16 protein-coding genes are annotated in these 19,939 nt (G+C 39.5%); 5 read left to right on the forward strand and 11 right to left on the reverse strand.

The features are described 5' to 3' along the window. The first annotated feature begins 247 nt into the window (after nucleotides 1-247). From FFM66_RS09305 to FFM66_RS09315, 3 genes are all read left to right on the forward strand, one after another. Nucleotides 248-571, forward strand: coding sequence for a DUF1827 family protein (locus FFM66_RS09305; protein ID WP_048603062.1), 324 nt, complete (start codon nucleotides 248-250; stop codon nucleotides 569-571). Between the two features lie 262 nt (nucleotides 572-833). Next, entirely contained in the window at nucleotides 834-1,181 is a 348-nt protein-coding gene (locus FFM66_RS09310) for a hypothetical protein (RefSeq protein WP_048603063.1), read from the forward strand. A 103-nt stretch (nucleotides 1,182-1,284) separates the two neighbouring features. Next, nucleotides 1,285-1,821 (forward strand): ClbS/DfsB family four-helix bundle protein, encoded by a 537-nt coding sequence (locus FFM66_RS09315; RefSeq protein WP_137605735.1) that lies wholly within the window; start codon nucleotides 1,285-1,287, stop codon nucleotides 1,819-1,821. Nucleotides 1,822-1,953: 132 nt separating this feature from the next. On the opposite strand, the gene FFM66_RS09320 is transcribed toward FFM66_RS09315, so the two are convergent. The 3 genes from FFM66_RS09320 to FFM66_RS09330 all read right to left on the reverse strand — a co-directional run bounded on the left by FFM66_RS09320 (nucleotide 1,954) and on the right by FFM66_RS09330 (nucleotide 6,335). After that, the gene (locus FFM66_RS09320) at nucleotides 1,954-3,531 is read right to left on the reverse strand and encodes a peptide chain release factor 3 (RefSeq protein ID WP_137605736.1); all 1,578 of its coding nucleotides are present in this window, start codon (nucleotides 3,529-3,531) and stop codon (nucleotides 1,954-1,956) included. Nucleotides 3,532-3,724: 193 nt separating this feature from the next. Then, nucleotides 3,725-5,098, reverse strand: a complete 1,374-nt coding sequence (locus FFM66_RS09325) for a hemolysin family protein (protein ID WP_048603069.1) — start codon at nucleotides 5,096-5,098, stop codon at nucleotides 3,725-3,727. 103 nt (nucleotides 5,099-5,201) lie between these two features. Beyond that, the gene (locus FFM66_RS09330; RefSeq protein ID WP_048603159.1) at nucleotides 5,202-6,335 is read right to left on the reverse strand and encodes an AI-2E family transporter; all 1,134 of its coding nucleotides are present in this window, start codon (nucleotides 6,333-6,335) and stop codon (nucleotides 5,202-5,204) included. Nucleotides 6,336-6,461: 126 nt separating this feature from the next. Here FFM66_RS09330 and FFM66_RS09335 point away from each other — a divergent pair, with 126 nt between their 5' ends. Next, nucleotides 6,462-6,893 carry a GNAT family N-acetyltransferase gene (locus FFM66_RS09335; protein ID WP_048603070.1) on the forward strand — a complete coding sequence of 144 codons (432 nt, stop codon included), beginning with the start codon at nucleotides 6,462-6,464 and terminating at the stop codon, nucleotides 6,891-6,893. A 38-nt stretch (nucleotides 6,894-6,931) separates the two neighbouring features. Here FFM66_RS09335 and FFM66_RS09340 read toward each other — a convergent pair whose 3' ends face one another. From FFM66_RS09340 to recX, 4 genes are all read right to left on the reverse strand, one after another. Beyond that, the gene (locus FFM66_RS09340) at nucleotides 6,932-7,921 is read right to left on the reverse strand and encodes an N-acetylmuramoyl-L-alanine amidase family protein (RefSeq protein ID WP_137605737.1); all 990 of its coding nucleotides are present in this window, start codon (nucleotides 7,919-7,921) and stop codon (nucleotides 6,932-6,934) included. A gap of 138 nt (nucleotides 7,922-8,059) precedes the next feature. Further along, a complete protein-coding gene (ntdP, locus tag FFM66_RS09345) occupies nucleotides 8,060-8,593 on the reverse strand; it encodes a nucleoside tri-diphosphate phosphatase (protein ID WP_048603072.1) in 534 nt (177 codons plus the stop codon). 91 nt (nucleotides 8,594-8,684) lie between these two features. Further along, nucleotides 8,685-9,839, reverse strand: a complete 1,155-nt coding sequence (gene mutY, locus FFM66_RS09350; protein WP_137605738.1) for an A/G-specific adenine glycosylase — start codon at nucleotides 9,837-9,839, stop codon at nucleotides 8,685-8,687. Further along, nucleotides 9,832-10,629, reverse strand: a complete 798-nt coding sequence (gene recX / locus FFM66_RS09355; protein WP_137605739.1) for a recombination regulator RecX — start codon at nucleotides 10,627-10,629, stop codon at nucleotides 9,832-9,834. The genes mutY and recX overlap by 8 nt, the downstream gene beginning before the upstream one ends. A gap of 106 nt (nucleotides 10,630-10,735) precedes the next feature. Here recX and rlmD point away from each other — a divergent pair, with 106 nt between their 5' ends. Further along, a complete protein-coding gene (gene rlmD, locus FFM66_RS09360) occupies nucleotides 10,736-12,112 on the forward strand; it encodes a 23S rRNA (uracil(1939)-C(5))-methyltransferase RlmD (RefSeq protein WP_048603075.1) in 1,377 nt (458 codons plus the stop codon). 7 nt (nucleotides 12,113-12,119) lie between these two features. On the opposite strand, the gene FFM66_RS09365 is transcribed toward rlmD, so the two are convergent. From FFM66_RS09365 to rseP, 4 genes are all read right to left on the reverse strand, one after another. Continuing rightward, nucleotides 12,120-12,317 carry a hypothetical protein gene (locus FFM66_RS09365; protein WP_048603076.1) on the reverse strand — a complete coding sequence of 66 codons (198 nt, stop codon included), beginning with the start codon at nucleotides 12,315-12,317 and terminating at the stop codon, nucleotides 12,120-12,122. Between the two features lie 98 nt (nucleotides 12,318-12,415). Next, complete coding sequence (locus FFM66_RS09370) at nucleotides 12,416-16,771, reverse strand: PolC-type DNA polymerase III (protein WP_137605740.1); 4,356 nt, start codon at nucleotides 16,769-16,771, stop codon at nucleotides 12,416-12,418. A gap of 111 nt (nucleotides 16,772-16,882) precedes the next feature. Continuing rightward, nucleotides 16,883-18,601 (reverse strand): proline--tRNA ligase, encoded by a 1,719-nt coding sequence (locus FFM66_RS09375; protein ID WP_137605741.1) that lies wholly within the window; start codon nucleotides 18,599-18,601, stop codon nucleotides 16,883-16,885. A gap of 39 nt (nucleotides 18,602-18,640) precedes the next feature. Further along, a complete protein-coding gene (gene rseP / locus FFM66_RS09380) occupies nucleotides 18,641-19,909 on the reverse strand; it encodes an RIP metalloprotease RseP (protein ID WP_048603080.1) in 1,269 nt (422 codons plus the stop codon). Nucleotides 19,910-19,939: the final 30 nt, after the last annotated feature.

The following is a 19,939-nucleotide window of genomic DNA, read 5'->3' on the forward strand; positions in this document are numbered from 1 at the left end:
GTTTGCCACAAAATTAGCAAACAGCTCTCTAAAAATTTTATTATATTTCCGTGTCCACTTGACGGGGAGCCAACCATTTCATCAAGTGCTTGCCTTTTTTTACTTAAAATAGAAGGATGTATAAATAGGAAACTATTCTACTGTTTTTTTGATGTTTTTTTTCAGAATAAGGGTTATCCCTTTCCAATTTCTCAAAAAAAAATATATAATAGACTTAATCAAAGGTACACTACGAGGGGTGAAAAAAATGAAATTAATCAATGTAACCAACAGCCATTCTCGCATGGTCAAAAACCAACTTGAAAATACAGATGCTGAGTTAGTTAAAGTTTATACCGATGGAAATACTACCGTTGTGTACACCGTTGCCCCATCACATAATGAAATTCTTTTAATTAACAAAAAGCGTAATCTGCGTTCTTCAGAAATCCATGAAGTAAAGGAGTATTTCTTGAAAAAAATGCCCACCGGCTCTTATTATAAAGATTCGATTCAAGTCATCGAGATGCCCGGCTTGGTTGAAATTTCTATTAAAAAACCAGTGCTCACCGAAAAAACTGCCAGTCTGTAATTTGTCCATTCGTCTAAAAGCTGATTTAAAGATCAGCTTTTTTTATACCCTATTCTCTAAAAAGTTGCCTTTAAAGAAAACAAGAAGAAACGCCTGACTAAAAGCACGTTTCCCCTCTTTTCTTCGCTGAAACCTTGCTCCTGTTTAGGGAAGAATCTATGCTAAGTTTAGCATAGAGAACTTTTTTATTGAAGTGTTTTTTTACATTAAGCATGTTTTTTTAACTGATTTATTAAATTTTTTAGATTGGGAGAGGAACAACATGAATCGTTTAGAGGGACAAAAAAAGTTTGCGGAAAAATCCACCATTCGTTCCAGCGAATACAATCGTATCAACACGAACGGAACACAAGGCAGCAATCCAATTCAAAAAGGAAATTCTTTACTTTCCTTTAATCCAAAAAGTTGGCAAACAAATGGATTGGGTTTTTGGCTGATTAGTGTTGCTTTTGGTATACTCTTTTTCTTGCTTATTCCTCCATTAGGCAAACACATCTTCAGTAATACTTTTTACTACGGCACAGCGTATTTATTTTTGTCTCTCTTACTTTCCGTCGGACTGGCTTTGTTGGTGAGAATGGTTCTAATATGGATGAGTAGGAAGAAATAAGTGTACCCTTCTTCCTGATAGATACTTCACTCAAAATGAGGATGTTTGCTAGAAGTATAATCCATCTGCGCTATAATAAATATAAAAACGGGAGGACATACCTATGGCAAGACCAAAAACAAAAGCGGAGCTAATCCAAACAGGAACTGAAGAATACGAGAAATTACTCGCACTAATCAATTCTATTCCAGAAAAAGATGTAGACGGTGTATTTCGTTTTGATATTGAAAAAGAAAAAGGAGCCCACTGGAAAAGAGACAAAAATATTCGAGATGTACTCGTTCATCTGTATGAGTGGCATAAATTACTTATAGACTGGGTATCTGCGAACCAGAAAGGTGTAGAAACGCAGTTTTTAAAAGAAGGCTATAACTGGAAAACCTATGGAGCAATGAATCAGGTATTTTGGGAAAATCATCAGGAAACCTCCTATGAAGATTCTCTAAAATTACTGACAGACAGCCATTCACAGGTAATGAACCAGATAGAAACTTTCTCAGAGGACGAATTATTTTCTAAAGGAGTCTTCAAATGGGTTGGCGGCAGCACTTTAGGTAGTTATTTTGTATCGTCCACTTCAAGTCATTACAATTGGGCAAGTAAAAAAATCAAAAAATATAAGAAGTCTTTAGCTGTGTAATTTTTTCCTACCTCTCTTCTCTTAGAAAGACTGTCAGTCATTGTATTTCACCAAAAAGTCCCATCTTATCTAGTAATAAGATGGGACTTTCAGCACTTAAATCAATCGATGCTCGTTTTGCTCTATTGTTTTTTACATCAAACTCTTTAACTTAACTTTTGGATACTTATCCGCAAACCAGCGTTCCGCAAATTGATTTTCAAACAAGAACAGTGGTTGGTCAAAGCGATCCTTCGCCAGAATATTTCGGCTAGAGCTCATGCGTTCATCCAAATCGGCTGGATCGATCCAGCGAGCGATTTTATGCCCCATTGGTGTCATGATTACTTCAGCGTTGTATTCATTTTTCATCCGATATTGGAAGACTTCAAACTGCAATTGTCCGACTGCCCCGATGATGTATTCTTCCGTCAAGTAAGTTTTATACAGCTGAATGGCGCCTTCTTGCACCAGTTGGTAGATTCCTTTGTGGAAGGATTTTTGCTTCATCACATTTTTTGCAGAGACCCGCATAAATAATTCCGGTGTAAACGACGGTAATTCTTCATATGCGACCTTCAATTTGCCTTCGTAGAGAGTATCCCCGATTTGATAGTTTCCTGTATCGTAAACCCCAATGATATCACCGGCAACCGCTTCTTCGATATTTTCTCGTGTGTCCGCCATAAACTGCGTCACGTTGCTTAACTTCATTTTTTTATCTGTTCGTTCTAAAAAGACATCCATTCCCCGTTCAAATGTTCCTGAACAAATACGAACAAAAGCGATCCGATCTCGGTGAGCTGGATTCATATTGGCTTGGATTTTAAAAACAAAACCTGAAAAATCAGCTTCATAAGGACTGATTTCTTCGCCATCCATCGTTTGATGCCCGTATGGAGATGGCGCAAATTGCAAGAAGGTTTCCAAGAAAGTTTGTACACCAAAATTAGTCAATGCAGAGCCAAAGAAAACCGGTGTTTGTTTTCCTGTTGCAACTTTTTCTGGATCGAATTCATCTCCTGCTTCCTTCAACAACTCAACTTCTTCCAATACCTGTTGGAAAACGCCACTTTGTTGCAAGGGATGATCTTCAGGAATCGCTCCTGCTTCATCCAGAGGAACAAACCGCTTTTCAGGAGTTTCTGGTCGGTACAATTCTACCCACTGATTATGGATATCATAGAGACCGGCTAATCCTTTTCCCATACCGATTGGCCAATTCATCGGATAGGATTCGATATTCAGCAATTCTTCTAATTCTTCCAATAAATCTAAAGGTTCACGACCGTCACGATCCAGTTTATTGATAAAAGTAAAAATCGGGATTCCGCGTTTTTTTACAACTTGAAATAATTTTTTTGTTTGGGCTTCGATCCCTTTGGCGCTGTCAATCACCATCACAGCACTATCCACAGCCATCAGCGTACGATAGGTATCTTCTGAAAAGTCCTCATGTCCTGGAGTATCCAGAATATTGATGCGTTTTCCATTGTAATCAAATTGCATCACCGAGCTGGTTACAGAAATCCCCCGTTGTTTTTCAATTTCCATCCAGTCAGATTTTGCAAAATTCCCGGTCTTTTTTCCTTTGACCGTTCCAGCTTGACGAATCGCTCCGCCAAATAAAAGCAATTGTTCCGTAATTGTCGTTTTCCCCGCATCCGGGTGGGAAATAATCGCAAAGGTGCGGCGACTATCGACTTGTTCTTTTAATTTAGGATTGTCCATTTTTTTCATTCCTTTTCACTGATCTTTATCTATCATTCCTGCGTCGCATTTTTTCAACTAGGATAGTATAGCATGGATAGCAGGGGATTTCCAAAACTGTTTTCTTTCTCCTGCTATTTTTTCCGAATAAAAGGAGCAAGACCAAGTGGCTCGCTCCTCCATTTTACCTATTTAGTCTTCTGTAAACTTTCTTTCATCTGCGGGGTTCATCTTCTTCAAAATCTTTACGAAAATGCCGGCGTTCTTCCTCTGGATCTACGTCGGTTTCCTCTGGATGAAAGATTGCTCGAATTTTAAGAACTCGTGAACCTTCCATTTCTTCAGAAATTAAAGTGACATTATCTACGTTGAAGGATAATTTTTCTCCTTCATCAGGAATCGTTCCTAACGCAGTGATCAAATATCCTGCCATTGTATCCACATCGCTCATATGCAGATTTGTTCCAAAAAGTTCATTGAATTCATCAATCAGCATACGACCTTGGATCATATATTCATTTTCATCAATTCGTTCATAAAGATTTTCAACTTCATCGGATTCATCATCAATCTCGCCAACAATTTCTTCCAACAAGTCCTCTAAAGTCACGACACCGACAACGCCACCGTATTCGTCCAGCAAAATCGCCATTTGGTTTTGGGTACGTTTCAGTTCATAAAGCAAATCATCGATAAAAACAGTTTCCGGCATGAAAAGCGGCTCTTGCAAAATCTTATGCAGATCCAATGCTTCAAACCCAACTTCATAGGCTGCCTTTAACAAGTTTTTCGTGTGCAGCACCCCGATTACTTTATCTTTATCTTCTTCATAAACGGGAATTCGTGAATAACTCTCAGCTAAAATTTCTGAGACGATTTCGTTCACAGAATCATCAATATCCACCATAAATGCATCCGTTCGCGGAACCATCACTTCTCTAGCAACTTTTGTGTCTAATGAAAAAACGCCTTGAAGCATTTCCCGTTCTTCATCTTTCAGTACGCCTTCTGTTTCCAACATATAACGCATCTCGTCACGGGTCATTTTTCCATCTTCGTCATCAAATTCCATTGGCGTGATTCGTGCTAACAAACTTGTTGAAGCTGAAAGCAACCAAACAAACGGTTTTGTGACTTTTCCCAGAAAACGAATGACGCCTGAAGTAAACGAGGCAACTTCTTCTGATTTATTCAATGCGATTCGTTTCGGATATAGCTCGCCAAAAACGATTGAAATATAGGTCAATATCGCAAGAACGATGATACTAGCAATATTTTTTGCCCCAGGGATATCTCCTAATACCGGCGCCAAGCGTGTCGCCAATGTATCTGCTAATGAAGCCCCTGACAAAATAGTTACCAATGTAATTCCTACCTGAATAGTTGAAAGAAAATTGGTTGGATCTTCTAATATCTTCAGTAGTTTTTGTGACTTGATATTTCCTTCTTCGGCTTTTTGCTCCACCCGATTTTTGTTAACGGAAATCAGTGATATCTCCGATGCTGCAAGAAAGGCATTGATCAACGTAAGAACAATTAGTAGTAAAATTTGCGCTAAAAGCGACTGACTCTCCGGGTCAGCATTCATAATAGCAATCTCTCCTTATTTTTAAACAATTTTCTAGAAAAAAAGCGTGGCAAGTGCCACGCTAAAATCGTATCACAAAGCGATTTTCTTTGCAATAAAAACCCTATAGCTGTAAATCACTGCTATCAGTGATTTTGTCATGATTTTCTTTGATACGGTCTGCTTTTACCAATCGAATGATAAAAATAATAATCGTACGGCAAATCGCATAAAAAGGAATTCCTAAGAATATTCCCAACAATCCAGCAATATTCCCTGCTACCAACAAGACTAAGATGATTGTCAACGGATGAATTGCCAAAGATTTGCCGATAACATTTGGATATATCACATTCCCGTCGATTTGTTGAACAATGATTACAACCACCGCACACAAAACAGCTCTTAATGGATCATCAAAGACGGTCGCCAGTACCGCAGGCAATAATCCTAAGTAAGGACCAAGATAAGGAATCAGATTCGTGATTCCCGCAATCACACCGAACAGAAAGGCATAATCAACACCGACAATCAAATATCCGATAAACGTGAAGGTGCCGACAAAAACACATTCAATTGCTTGACCGCTGATATAATTAGACAGCGTTTGGTGCAGTTGACCCAATAAGTCAACGATTTGTGCCCGACGTGTTTCAGGAAAGAACCGTTGAATATTCGGTACTAAACGATCGCCGTCTTTTAACATATAGAAAAGAATAAACGGTACCGTCACAATCGTTACCGTCGCAGAAGCAATCGTTCCTACGATTGAACCTAAACTTGTTGAAAGACCACTCAAGAATTTTTGAATGATAGATGAATAAGAAATATCCATTTTTTCGATTTGTTCTACGATATTTATCTGACTGAAAATTGGATTATCTGCGAGCTTCATACCCCAAGTCTGCATGTTTTCCACAAAATTTGGGATATTTGATGCCAAGGAAGAAATTTGACTTACCAAATTTGGAATCACACTTAAAATCATCCAGACGATAACCCCAACCAACAAAATAAAAACAAGGATAATGGCAAAAATCCGCTTTATTTTCGTATACTTTATCAAGAAGTTGACAATCGGATTTAAGACATAGTAGAGAAATCCCCCCACCAGAATCGGTACAAACAAGGTTCTAAAAAATGTACCAATTGGTTGAAACAAAAAATTTATTTTTGTTGAAACAAAAACCAACGTCGCTAAAATCAGCAACTCAAGCGACCAAAACATTAATTTTGAATTTTTTAATTTATCAAACAAGGCCATCCCTCCCTCATTTTCATATTATAACCTAACTTGCAAAAAACAGCTTCTTTTTCTCTCGATTTAGACAAGTTATTTTGCAGATTGTTAAACTTTGGGTATACTACTATCGAGGTGAGTGGAGTGACTGTTGTCCAAACAAAAGATACCATGAGTCAAATTTATCTTGATGCTGTTAAAATTCGTCATCAAGTCTTTGTAAAAGAACAAGGCGTACCATTAGAAAGAGAAATCGATAAAGATGAAGCCTATGCAATCCATTTCGTGCTTTATGAGGAAGGTCAGGCGTTAGCAACCGTCCGTTTATTGCCGCTAAATGAAACAACCTTGAAACTGCAACGCATGGCCGTTCGCAAAGATGCCCGTAAAAAAAATTTAGGCAAGCAGGTGATCACAGAAGCAGAAAAATTTGCTAAGCAACAGGGATTTTCTATGATTCAATTGGGGGCACAACTGCCCGCAGAGCCCTTCTATGAAAAAATGGGGTATCACAAATATGGGGAAGTTTTTCTTGATGCAGGTATGGAGCATATCGCAATGAAAAAAAACCTATAAAAAAATGAGAAAAACCGCAAATGGTTTTTCTCATTTTTTTATTCTCCCATTCCAAATGGAAAATAGTTCTGTCCAAATTTTTCAACACCAGAAAGAATCGCTGCTGCAACTTTTTCCCGGTATTCCTCGGTATTGATTTGAGCCAGATCCTGATCAGAATTCATATAGCCGAGTTCCAGCAACAAACTGGGAACATAGGATTCACGAATCACCAGATAATTTCCTTGACGAATCCCATTATTTGTCAAATCAATCTGTTTTGCCAATTCTTGATTGATTGTTTCCGCAAAAGATTTCATTTTTTCATAATAATAGTAGGTCGTAAAACCAGACATCACATTTGCATAATCATAGTTATCATAATGAAGACTCAGAAATAAGTCAGCATTTTTTTCCAAACTGATTTGAGTGATATCTGTTAATTCAAGATACGTATCTTTTGTACGTGTATAAACCACGTTAATTCCGGCAGCTTCTAAAACTTTCCCCACTGTTTGTACAGTTTTAAGTGTCAAATCTTTTTCATTCAATACGCCATCTGAGCTAGTCGCACCCGTATCGGAACCACCATGACCAGCATCCAGTACTACTGTTAATTCTTTACCTTCTGTACGAGTCACTTCTTTTTCTTTGCTGTTCTCTTTCGGGATATACCCTTTATTTCCCTTATTCGTCTGAATGTAGATCCAATCTCCCTCGGTTCCTAAATAATTGGTCCATTCACCACGATGGATTTTTTCCAAGACGTTGCTTTGACTGTTAGGTTCCTCCTGTAATGGAACAAAATCATTTTCCGTAACCGTCGTCGTGTCGTATAATTCTGGCGCAACATATACTTGAACCAATTTTTCAGTCACCTTTTCTTCAGGAATCTCCGTAACAGATTCACTGGCGTTCGTTTCATAAACACTGGAGTCAGTAGTCGGTACTTCTATTTTTTGCCATCCCAAACTAAAGACTACAGCCACCAAAAGTAAAAAAATAATGAATAAATAATATTTTTTCTTATTATTTTTATGTTCTTCCATATACCAACCTGCTTTTCCTTAATACATTTATTGTACCTTACCTATCTTAACTTTGTCTTAAACAAACTATTTCACTTTCAAAGCTAATTATGAGAAAAAAGCAATAAAAAACAGCAGACCCTAAAGATCTGCTGTTTTTTATTTACGTGACAATTGCTTGTAGCGGTTATACCAAATATCAATATAGCCTTCTGAGAATGGTCCTTTGCCATTATTGATCCAGTCTACTAGAATTTTGACATTTTCTTTTAATACATAGTCAATATCATCCGGATAATGCATGATTTTACTGTGAAGCTCATACTCATCCACATCCAATAAACGTTTTTCACCATCTGGAAAGACCTTGATATCCAAATCATAATCGATATATTTCAAGGCTTCTTCATCCATCAAATAAGGTGAAGCTAGATTGCAATAATAGGAAACCCCCTTTTCTCTAATCATTGCTATTACATTAAACCAGTATTTTTTATGAAAATAAACAATTGCTGGTTCGCGTGTTACCCAACGACGACCATCGGATTCAGTCACTAACGTGTGATCATTCACACCAATCATTGAGTATTCACTAGTTTTCAATACCATTGTATCGCGCCACGTTCGATGCAAATTGCCATCATGTTTGTAACTTTGTATGGAAACAAACTCTCCTTCTTTAGGAATTCGCATAGCTACCCTTCCCTCAGCAGACACACTGCATTTGTTTGGGTGTTCATTACACCGACATCGTAAACATTATAGCAATAAATCAATGGTTTGCCTAGAAATCTTTATCTGATAAATGATTTTTCTTCAATTGTTCTACTAATTTTTGCTGTGGCTTAGGAAAAACGTATTTCTCAAAGTCGCTCATTGCAGCAAAACGCTGATTTTCATTGACTTCCTTTTTTCCTGTTCGCCCATAAAACAGTAAGACATGCCATTTTAAATGACTAAAAATATGTGTAATTTCGCCTAAATGCCGCTTTTGCCAAACCACCTCTTCTTCAAAAATATCCGGTAACAATTGATCTTCTGCCACAAAAAGAGAAAGTTGATTCATTGATTTTTTTGACCAGGTAGCTTCAAGCTGCCGGTATTCTTTTTCCGTCACTTCCATCATCGGAAAAGTCCACATGGAAGCCAATAGACCGGTTGCTGGTCGTTGTTGCAATAAATATTTTCCAGTAGGATTTTCTAGGGCCGTCGCAATATAATAAACATCCTTAGGCTTAGCCTTTTTGGTTTTAACTGGAAAATCAGTTTGACGATTCTCTTGGTAAGCCAAACAAAAATCCTTCAACGGACATGCAGCGCAATCAGGAGACGTTGGTGTACAGATGCTCGAGCCTAAATCCATCAAGGCTTGATTGAATTCTCCCGGTTCATCAGGATCAATGATTTTTCTCATAGCATCCTCAAAGAAATGACGACTGCTGGCCTTTGCGATATCCGCATCGATTTCAAATAAACGACTGACCACCCGCATCACATTACCGTCGATTGCCGGTTCCGGTAACCCAAAGGCAATGCTGGCAATCGCACCGGCTGTGTACGGTCCAATTCCCTTCAATGTACGAATCTCATCAATGGTCGTCGGCATTTTTCCATCATATAATTCAACAATCTGTTGGGCAGCAATTTTTAAATTTCGTGCCCGTGAATAATAGCCCAGTCCTTCCCAGACTTTTAAAAGTTTTTGTTCCTCAGCCTCTGCTAAATCCTGAATAGTAGGAAATAATTCCATGAAACGATAATAATAATCGATTACCGTATCCACACGGGTTTGCTGAAGCATAATCTCCGATATCCAGATAGCATAAGGATCCGTTGTCGCCCGCCAAGGAAGATTTCGTTTTTTATCATGATACCATGTCAAAAATTCTTGTCGCAGCTGACTGATTTCAGCTGCGGATAGTTCCGTTTTCTTAGTCATCTTCTAATCCTTTTTCTTCTAAAAATCGCTGGATTTCATCTAGCTGAAACCCTTTTTGAAACAGGCCTTGTTTGACCTTATTTTCCCGCTCACGTTGCGCTTTACGTTGGTGCCGTCGCCATAGCCGTTCTCCTTCTTTTACAAGGGCATCATATTCTTCATCCGATTCCTTTTCTAACGCTAAATCCTCCATTGTAAGAGAGATACTGTCGCCAGAAAAACCTTTTTGCATTAATGCAGTACGAATTTTTTGGATCGTTTCTTTGTGACTCTTTCCATGAATTCGCCGTAAACTTTTTTCAGCCACATGCTTAGCTACCTCTAGTTGCTGATCAAAGGTGTACAAATGAAGAACTTCTTCAATCAAATCCTCAGACAGCCCCTTTAATCGTAATTGCTGCTTAACAACAGTGGGGCCTTTATCCGAAGTACGCATCTGCGTACGAACATAACTCTCCCCATAGACCCGATCATCAACAACCTTTAATTCTTTTAATCGTTGAAGGATTGTATCACGGTCATGCGCTTCAATTTCTTTTTCTTTAAGATAACTTCGAACTTCTTTTTCTGAACGTAACTGATAACTAATATAGTTCATCGCCAATTGTAGGCCCAAATCATATCCAGTACTCTTTTTGACCTTTTGAAATTCTTCTTCTGAAAGCTCCATTCCCTTTAATAAACGGTAGCGAACCAATAAATCTTCCGAAACCCGCAATGCTTCTCCGTTTGAAAACTCTACTTTATAAAAATTTCCTTTACCTTTACTGATTCGTACGATCGTGATCATAGTGTCCTCCTTACGAACATATATTCTAGTTTACCACAAAAAAGAACTTTCTCCGACAATTCTATGGTAAAATAAAAACAGAAATTTATTTACATGAGGAGCAATTATGGCTGAAACAATAGTAAAAAATGGGCAAACAATAAAATTAAAAATCAAACGTCTGGGAATTAATGGCGAAGGAATCGGCTATTATAAACGTCTGATTGTTTTTGTTCCAAAAGCTCTGCCGACCGAGGAGATACTGGCGACCATTACTCAGGTTAATCCCCGATTTGCAGAAGCTGAACTGACTAAGATCATTAAAAGCAGTCCAGACCGTATGACACCTCCCTGTGTTTTTTATGATCGTTGCGGAGGATGTCAGCTGCAGCACCTTGCCTATCCAAAACAATTGGATTTCAAAAAAGATTTATTAAAACAGGCTTTAGAAAAATTCAAACCAGAAGGCTATAAAAAGTATCAACTAAAGGAAACCATCGGCATGGATGATCCTTGGCGCTATCGGAACAAGGCACAATTCCAGTTGCGTTTCAATGAAAAGACCCAGCTTGCAGAAGCCGGCTTATACGAAACCAATTCTCATCGATTAGTAGCAATTGACGACTGCATCGTCCAGCATCCCGCAACACAAAAAGTAATCAACCTACTAGTGCAACTGATTAATGAGTACCATCTGCCTATTTATGATGAACGAAAAAATGCCGGAATTTTGCGAACCTTAATGGTTAGAGAAGGTGTCGAAACTGGTGAGCTCCAGATTGTTTTTGTCACTAGTACACCTAAATTACCGAAAAAAAATGCCCTGATTCGGGAAATCAACGCGCAACTACCAGAAGTTGTTTCCATTATGCAAAATGTTCAAAATCAAAAAACTTCTGTCATCATGGGAGATGAAACCATCCATTTATGGGGAAAAGAAAGCATTCAAGAACGACTGAACGACTTAACATTTGATCTATCTGCCCGAGCTTTTTTTCAATTAAATCCTGAACAAACCGCTACTCTCTATGATGAGGCTCGCAAAGCATTGGCACTGCAAAAAAATGAAACACTGGTAGATGCTTATTGTGGTGTAGGGACGATTGGATTAAGTTTAGCTTCTTTAGCAAAAGAGGTCCGAGGAATGGATATCATTCCGCAAGCAATCACTGATGCCCAACACAATGCGCAAGCAATGGGCATGACAAATACCCACTATGAAACCGGTGCAGCAGAAGAATTGATTCCAAAATGGTTTCACGAGGGCTTTGAGCCGGATGCAATCATTGTTGATCCTCCACGAACCGGGCTGGACAATCAATTACTAAAAACACTGGTTGCTTATCCACCTGAAAAATTAGTTTATATTTCCTGTAATGTTTCTACTTTAGCACGTGACCTTGTTCAACTAGCAAAAATCTACGACATTCATTACTTACAATCGGTAGACATGTTCCCCCAAACTGCGCGTTGCGAAGTCGTTGTCAAATTAACAAAAAAATAAGTCGGAGCTATTCCGGCTTATTTTTTTGCTGTGCTGTGGATGGTTGGTTCCACAAGCGAGGACTCCAGATCGTTCCTTCAAGAGAGACCTGCAGACTTTCATTGTCATCTTCTAGCTGCTCAATATAACGGATCGTTTCCTCAATCACGAGGGGATTTTCCTTCTTCAACAAGTTCAACTGCTCCGCCAACCAAGTATTACGCATTTTCTTCACCTCGAAGCCAGTGTACCACACATTCTAATAACACCTTCCAACTAATGCTTGAAAAAAAAGCCGAGAAGCTTTCGCTTCTCAGGCTTTTTTTATAACATATCAAACAAGGATAATTGATTTTCATCCGGCAGATCCTTCAATACACCATTTTCCGTCATGTATTCAATCAAGGTTTTTGAAACTTTTCCTCGATTGGCAAGATCTTCTTTAGATAAGAATGGTCCGTCTTTTCGTGCTTCAACGATTTGTTTTGCCACGTTGGTTCCCAAACTTGGGACTGCTCGAAATGGTGCAATCAATTTATTTCCTTCAATGACAAAGTTTTCTGCATCCGATTTATACAAGTCAATCATGCCGAACTCAAATCCTCGTTCGATCATTTCATTCGCCAGTTCTAAAACCGTCAACATATTTTTTTCTTTCGTAGAAGCATCCATACCTTTATCCATGATTTCTTTCATGCTTGCTTTAACGGCATCTTTCCCTTTTGCCATTGATATCAAATCAAAGTCATCTGCCCGAACGGAAAAATAAGCACAGTAATAAAGAATTGGAAAATACACTTTAAAGTATGCTACCCGTAACGCCATCAACACATAGGCTGCTGCATGGGCTTTTGGAAACATATATTTTATTTTTGAACAGGAGTCAATGTACCATTCAGGGACGTTATTTTCTCTCATGGCTTTCAGGTACGTTTCCCGCAAATCTTCTGGAATTTTATTCCATTGTCCTTTACGAACTGTTTCCATAATTTTAAAGGCCATCCCGCTGTCCAAACCGGCGTGCATCAAATAAACCATGATATCATCCCGACAACCGATTACGTTTGCCAATGTAGCTTCTCCTCGACGGATCAGTTCTTCGGCATTCCCCAACCAAACATCCGTCCCATGAGACAGACCCGAAATTTGCAGCAATTCAGCAAAGGTCGAAGGGTGGGTTTCTTCCAACATTCCTCGAACAAAACGTGTCCCAAATTCTGGAATTCCCAAAGTACCCGTTTTGGAATAAATTTGATTTTCTTCCACATTCAATACCTCTGGACCATCAAAGATCCGCATTACCTCTGGATCATCTGTGGGAATTGTTTTGGGATCGATTCCTGAAAGATCCTGCAGCATCCGAATCACGGTCGGATCATCATGCCCTAAAATATCAAGCTTCAAAATATTGTCATGGATCGAGTGGAAATCAAAGTGAGTCGTCCGCCATTCTGAATTCAGATCATCTGCTGGATACTGAATCGGTGTAAAATCATATACATCCATATAATCTGGAATAACAATAATACCGCCGGGATGTTGACCTGTGGTTCGTTTTACGCCTGTGGCACCTTTTGCCAAGCGATCTACTTCTGCCCCGCGGAAATGCAGGTTGTGGTCGCGTTCATATCCCTTAACAAAACCATAAGCAGTTTTATCTGCCACGGTACCAATCGTCCCTGCCCGATAAACATAGTCTTCACCAAAAAGTACTTTCGTGTAATTATGGGCTTCTGGTTGATATTCCCCTGAGAAATTCAAATCAATATCCGGTACCTTATCGCCATGGAAGCCAAGGAAGGTTTCAAAAGGAATATCATGTCCATCTTTTTTCAAGCGGGTGCCGCAATTAGGACAGGCTTTCTCCGGCATGTCAAATCCCGAACCGTAAGAACCATCTTCATAAAATTCAGAGTACTGACAATTTGGACAATGATAATGTGGTGCTAAAGGATTTACCTCTGTAATCCCTGTCATAGTTGCCACGAAACTTGAGCCCACTGATCCTCGGGAACCAACCAAATACCCATCCGCATTACTTTTATGCACCAGTTTTTGGGCAATCAAGTAGATAACCGAAAAGCCATTTCCGATAATTGAATGCAATTCTTTTTCCAATCGTTTTTCTACAATCTCAGGTAATGGATCACCGTACAATTCTTTTGCTCGTTTGTAACTTAGATCCGTGATTTCTTGTTCTGATCCAGGAATTTTCGGCGTGTACAATTTATCCTTCACAGGAATAATTGTTTCACACAAATCAACAATTTTATTGGGATTTTCGACCACGATTTCTTTTGCTGTTTCCGCACCTAAAAATTGAAAAGCAGTCAGCATTTCATCTGTCGTTCGAAAATGAACATCCGGCAAACTGTGACGATTCAATGGATTGGCGCCTCCCATTGAATTAATCAAAATTTTTCGATAAATTGCATCCTCTTCATTTAGATAATGGACATTTCCTGTAGCTACGACCGGTTTATTCAATTCATGTCCGATCTCAACTAAATTTCGGATGATTTCTTCCAAATCTTTCTCATTTTTGATCAGTTCTTGTTCAATCAGGGGTGCATAGACTTCTTTTGGCATAACTTCAATATAATCATAAAATTTTGCCAATCCTCGTGCTGCTTCAACACCTTTTTGCATCATCGCTACGAAAACTTCACCTTTGTCGCAGGCTGTTCCAACCAGTAATCCTGAACGCAGCTTAACCAACTCTGACCGAGGAATCCGTGGAACTTTTCCGTGGAAATAAGTAATATTCGACATAGAAATCAGCTTGAACAGATTTTTTAGTCCATCTTGTGTCTGCGCTAATATCGTTGCATGGAACGGTCGGGCCGCTTTAAAAGAATTTTCTCCGCCGACATGCCGATTCAAGTCATCGTGGTAAAACATGTCGTGCTTTTCCATGGCCTCTTTAACAAAAATCCACGCCAAATGTCCAGTAGCTTCCGAGTCATAGATTGCCCGGTGATGTTGTTCCAAACCAACACCGAATTTTTTAGACAGCACACCCAGTCCAAATCGTTTGAATTCCGGATAAAGATAGCGGGCCAATTCTAAGGTATCGATGACAGGAGCCTGCGTTTCTGGCAAGGACAATCGCCGATAGGTTGTATTAAGAAAGCCCATATCAAAGGACGCATTGTGAGCCACTAATATCGTATTTTCCGAAAATGCACGAAAAGCTTCTAGTACTTCTCTTTCTGACTTAGATCCGCGAACCATTTCATCCGTGATCCCTGTTAAATTCACCGTGGTATTTGATAATGGATGCCCAGGATCAATGAATTCGTCAAAAGTATCGATCACATTCCCCTTATGCATTTTGACAGCAGCGAGTTCGATGATTGTGTCATATACTGCAGAAAGTCCAGTCGTTTCCACGTCAAACACCACATAAGTCGCATCGGTCAAGGAAATATGTTGATCATTGTAAGCAATCAATACCCCATCATCGACGACATTAGCTTCAACCCCGTACAAAATCTTCACGCCAGCTTTTTGACCTGCTTGATGGGCATCAGGAAACGATTGAGCCCCACCGTGATCAGTGATGGCAATGGCTTTATGACCCCAGCGTCCGGCTTGAGCAACAAGGTCTGCCACATTATTTGTCGCATCCATCGTACTCATATTTGAATGCAGATGCAATTCGACTCGTTTTTCTCCTTCTGGTGCATAATCTTTCCGTTCAGGATGCTTCACTTCTATCAAATCCTGCGCATTCATTACTAAATCCCGCATGAAGGTATCTTCTTGAATACTTCCGCGAACTTTTAGCCAGCTTCCCTTTGCGATCGCATCAAAAATTTGCTCATCGGTTTCATTATTGGAAAATTTCTTAACAATGAAAGAAGAGGTATAATCTGTAATTTTCAGCGTGAGAATTTTTCGTTTAGAACGCAATTCCCGCACTTCTTTGTCAAAAACATACCCTTCAATCGTGATTCGCCGTTCTTCTTCCAAAATATTTCCCATCGGTGTAATTGGTTCATCCGTTGGAATATTTCTTCCCAGCTGAATCGGTCCTTCAAGCACAGGTCCCCGCTCTTTCTTTTCTTTTTTCCGTTGTTCGTGGGCTGCCAAATTTTCGGCTGCTTGTTGCATAAAGGCCTGTGCTTGTTCTTCTTTTTTTGTTTCCAATTCCTGCAAAGCCGCTTTTGCTTGTTGTTCATCTACTTGCGGTTCAATGCGAAATGCGGGAAAACCCATTTGCCGATAACTTTGTTCGACAATTGGCAAGTATTGCTGAACCATATACGGAATAACTGCTTCATTAGAAATAGGCAAAAGAATTTTCTTTTCTTTCAAAAGTGGAAGTTGAGACTTGATGGTTTGCTGAACCAGTTGCGTATCACACGCATTGTTTGCAATAGCTACTCCCCAATATTCTTGAAGTAGAACTTCATCAAATCCTGAATCCTTCGTTTCGATGGTTACTGCGACCTGAGCAATTTCCTTAAACGCCATTTCTAAATGCTGGCGAAAAGATTGATACAAAAAAACCGGCAATATTTGATCAAAAGAAAAGACGAATGACCAAACCTTAGATTGCCGATGGACAATGACTTCTTTGATTTCACCGGTAGAAATTAAGGGATGTTGTCGTTCTTGTGGCTCAAGCTGAATTTGATCCAAAAGTATTTCAAAGGTTTCTCTATTTTTTGACAAGTTTATTTTCCTCCCTTTTTCATTCAACAGTTTCTAGTATAACGTGCTTTGATTGATTTTTCATTAAAAAAAATAAGGAGTCGCTTTCGACCTCCTCATTTTTTTCGTCACTCAGTACGGTTCATCCAATGTATCAAGTAAAATGGCGATTGTGTCTACCAGTTCTTCTTTACGAACCTCAACCATTGCACCGGTATTCTTGATTTTAACTTCTACAACCCCGTCTCTGGCTTTTTTCCCAACGGTGATTCGCAAAGGACAGCCGATTAAATCCGCATCTGCAAATTTGACACCAGCTCGTTCCTCGCGATCATCCACCAACACTTCGTAATCTGCCGCAGTCAAAGTCGTTGCTAATTCCTCGATAAGTTCTGTTTGGAAGTTATCCTCCATATTTACTTGGATGACATGCAAATCAAAAGGCGCGATTCCCTTGGGCCAGTTGATTCCTTCTTCATCTGCATGTTGTTCAACAATTGCTGCCAACAAGCGGCTGACACCGATCCCATAACTGCCCATTTCAACGGGAATTTTCTGTCCGTTTTCATCAAGGACCATCGCCCCCATTGCCTGACTGTATCGTGTACCTAGTTTAAAAATGTGACCCAATTCAATCCCTTTAGCAAAGGTCAACACGCCGTGACCGTCTGGTGATGGTTCTCCTTCTCTAACAAAACGAAAATCACCGTAAGCTGCCGGTTGAAAATCACGGCCAGGATTCACGTTAACAAAATGATAGTCCGTGCTATTTGCCCCTGTGACCGCATTCGTCAGGTCCTTTACATAAAAATCACTATAAATTTCAATTCCTTGAGGCAGCTCAACGGGTCCAATCGATCCAAAATCTGCCGCAAGCAGAGCAACAGCTTCTTCATTAGTCGCTGGAATCAATCGTTCCACTTGAAGATAGTTTTTAATTTTCACTTCATTTACTTCATGATCTCCCCGGACCAAAACCATGATTGGCGCGTCATCAGCTAAAAAAAGCACGGATTTAATGATTTTTTGTGGTTCAACGTTCAAAAAGTCTGCAACTTCTGCAATGGTTTTGACACCGGGTGTTGCTAGTTTTTGACGTTCCTTCAAAGTTTCATGGGATCGTTTAGCAACATATTGACTTGTTGCCATTTCGAGGTTGGCCGCATATTCACTTTCCGTTGAAAAGCAAACCGTATCCTCTCCAATTTCAGAAACTAGCATATATTCTTTTGAATCTTTGCCACCCATTGCCCCGCCGTTTCCGATGATGCCACGGACTGCTAAACCGCAGCGAGAAAAGATTCGACGATACGCCTGATCGTATTGTTGATAGGTTTTCTCCAAACTTTCTTTTGTTCCATGAAAAGAATAGCCGTCTTTCATTATAAATTCTTTGCTACGTAACAGTCCAAAACGGGGTCTTTTTTCATCACGAAATTTTGTTTGAATCTGAAAAAGATTGATTGGCAAGCGTTTATACGAACTGACTTCATCCCGAATCAATGCCGTAAACGCTTCCTCATGAGTTGGCGCTAAAAGATAGGTGCGTTCACTGTGATCATTCAGCCGATAAAGACTAGAACCATACGTCTCCAAACGACCAGATTCTTCCCACAATTCAGTTGACAGCAACAGCGGCATTTGCATTTCCTGCGCATCGATTGCTGTCAACTCTTCGCGTATGATTTGTTTGATTTTTTCTAACACTCGGTATGCAAGGGGCAGATAACAATAACTGCCGGATGAAAACTGTCGGATATACCCCGCTCGAATCAGTATTTTATGGCTCAATGCTTCTGCTTCGTTTGGTACTTCCCGCAAAGTTGGAATCAACATCTTTGATTGCTTCATTTTTTTCTCCTTTACCTTTGAACTTAGCTACCAACTATTTTAGAAAAAGAAACGTTGGATATCATTCCACGTAACAAAGACCATCAACACCATCAGCAACCCAAAGCCGACAAGTGTCAGTATGCCTTCCTTTTCTTGACTCAAAGGTTTGCCTCTAACGCCTTCAAAAATATTTAAAACTAATTTCCCACCATCCAATGCAGGAATCGGCAATAAATTAAAGATTCCCAGATTCATCGATAAAACTGCCATCAGTAATAACACCGTCATTGGACCCTGCTCAGCTGCCTGAGAGGACATTTGAAACATTGCTACTGGTCCGCCTAATTTATTAATATCCGGTTGCACAATCAAACTCCCTAATGCGGTAAAAATTGCTAGTGAACTGTCGATTGCTTGTCGAAATCCGCCAGTGATTTTAGCAGAAAATCCAGTATCCATCGGTACATGAATACCTAGTTTTCCCACTGTTTGATTGCCGCTTTTCTCAGCTTCAGGTGTGATTGTCTTTTCAAATTTTTCCGATCCTCTTTGTACTTCAAAGGTCAGTTCCTTATCAGGATTTTCAGTAATAATCGTTGTTAATTCATTCCAATTATTGATCTTTTCTCCGTCGATACTGACAATTTTATCCTTCTCCTCCAGTCCGGCTTGTGCCGCCACCCCATCGGGAAGAACTTCACCAATTGCATTTGTATTGGTGATAGTAACGCCACCTTGCATGAAGGTAATAAAAATAAAAAGTAAAATCGCTAAAATAAAATTATTCATAGGTCCGGCAAAATTTGTCAACATCCGTTGCCATAGTTTTGCTGATTGGAATTGGACATCCCGTGGTGCAATACGAACCTCGGTGCCATCCTGCTCAATAATCGTCGCATCATGCAAAACAGAATAGGTCACTAACTGGCTCTCATCGCCATTGATGTACCCGGAAATCGTCAGCTTATCTTCCAAATCAGCTTCTGCCAACTCCATTGGAAATCCATTTGGTAACTGGATTTTTTTACTGGTATTGATTTTGGTGATATCTCCTTGCTCATTTTGTAAAAGCGCAATGGGCATGCCCGGTGAAAGCTCCGTTTCATCTTCCCCCATCCCTGCCATGCGGACATATCCACCAATTGGCAATAATCGTAATGTATACGTTGTACCGTCTTTTCCTTGATGACCATAAATTTTTGGTCCCATTCCGATAGCAAATTCCCGCACTAAGATTCCCGCACGTTTTGCAAAAAAGAAGTGACCAAATTCATGTATGATTACGATAACACCAAAGACAATGATAAATGTCAAAGCTGTTTTCATCTTGTTTCCTCACTTTCAAAGTGTATTAAA

The sequence above is a fragment of the Enterococcus songbeiensis genome (genome assembly GCF_005405265.1).
GTDB lineage: Bacteria > Bacillota > Bacilli > Lactobacillales > Enterococcaceae > Enterococcus_C > Enterococcus_C songbeiensis.